Consider the following 1,468-nt stretch of genomic DNA (forward strand, 5'->3'; position numbering starts at 1 on the left):
CCATTATTTCAATTTACATTAGATCTAGAGAAATCTTTTATTAAAACATTAATTATTATTTCAGGAGGGGATTTCAATGCTGTTAAACATTTATTTTGACATTTTCAACACTTATGGGGGAAGGGGGCTAGAGAGGGCACAAATAATGCACCTCAATCCCCCCTTTTTCGGATAACAAAACTGCCGTAATCCTATCTTCTACGCGTCGCTTATTTTCTTGCCGATGCTGCGTTCTTAACGCAACACGATCTTCTTCTTTCAAAAATCTTTGCATAAGAAAAATTATTAAACTTTTAAACAATTTCATTCGGCAGGAGTATACACCTATCTGGAAATTCTTCTATATAATTTCTCTTTGTCTAATTTTGTCCATGGTTTATTCCTTTTGTTGACTCCTTCAAGATTTTTGCTCCATCTCGCTACTGCTGATTTAGATATGTTAAATCTGGCGGCTACTTTTTCAAATGATAAACCGTGCCTTGTTTTTAATATTTTTTTCGAAAATTATAATTTATTACATAATTATAACTTAACTCTATCCAGCTCCATTTTCATATTATTTTTATGATGTTTTAGCTATATACTAATAGAGAGGATAAAGAATCGTAATAATAAACAAAAGCAATTTTATTCAGGAAAAAAGAAGCGGCTTTCTATAAAAACACAAGTCGTGGTAGATAAAAAAATAAGGCAAGGTGTATGTACGGCATTTTCAAAGGGTAAGCATCACGATTTTAGAGGATTTAAAGAATCCACAATAAAGATTCATCGAGAAATAAAAATCATTACTGGCACTGAGGATGCAAAAGCTGCATCGTAACTTTGAATTACCAAAGAAAAAAGATAAAAATAAAAAATTTTCAAGTGAAAAAGTGGTGAATGAAAATGTTATCGGAGTGCTTAAACGATTTAAACTTATGGCTGAAAAAATAGAAGAAAAAGATTTGGACTTAGATTTAATCTTATTTCAGCTATTTGTACTATGGAGTTAGTTGTTTTACGAAGAAGTCTATTCTACCAGATGTGCAGTGTGTGAATGGCCTTGAAATCTCTAAAATGTTCTAGTAAATCTCTCCACGCAATCCCTTGGTGACGGTATAAAACAGCCTTCACAAACAGGCGATTGTCTTTTGCTGAAACACCTGGTTTTCCAGGTAAAAGATCCTTTATCTTATTTTACTGATTATCTTGCAAAGCATACTGTCTGACTTAACATACTTATTCTTTTTAATTTTTATTAAATTCTCAAAAAATACAGAAAAAATTAAATTAATTGAGGACGGGCCTTAATTACACTTACTTTCTGATTTTTTTTAGACTGAAAAAACTTTGATTTTAATTTTCTCTTGCCTTGTGATGAGAGCACCTTACCAAATTTTTTTCAATCATTCGTAAAATTTAAAAAAAACGTTGATAACTATTTATTTAAGAAAGAATTCATCTCTTCAATAATCGCTTTACTGACGGG

General features: G+C 31.1%; 1 protein-coding gene and 2 pseudogenes. 1 reads left to right on the top strand and 2 read right to left on the bottom strand.

Annotated elements, in window-relative coordinates:
• Window positions 1-127: 127 nt before the first annotated feature.
• Window positions 128-274 (bottom strand): hypothetical protein, encoded by a 147-nt coding sequence (locus HE1_RS08480; RefSeq protein WP_162531122.1) that lies wholly within the window; start codon window positions 272-274, stop codon window positions 128-130.
• A gap of 315 nt (window positions 275-589) precedes the next feature.
• On the opposite strand from HE1_RS08480, the pseudogene HE1_RS09470 reads away from it, so the two are divergent.
• Window positions 590-1,036, top strand: a pseudogene (locus HE1_RS09470) (transposase family protein); the annotation flags it as partial.
• Here HE1_RS09470 and HE1_RS09475 read toward each other — a convergent pair.
• Window positions 1,024-1,170 (bottom strand): annotated as a pseudogene (locus HE1_RS09475) (transposase); the annotation flags it as partial. The pseudogenes HE1_RS09470 and HE1_RS09475 sit on opposite strands and share 13 nt — an antisense overlap.
• Window positions 1,171-1,468: the final 298 nt, after the last annotated feature.

Origin of the sequence: Holospora elegans E1 (assembly GCF_000648275.1) — a bacterium.
Taxonomy (GTDB): domain Bacteria; phylum Pseudomonadota; class Alphaproteobacteria; order Holosporales; family Holosporaceae; genus Holospora; species Holospora undulata_A.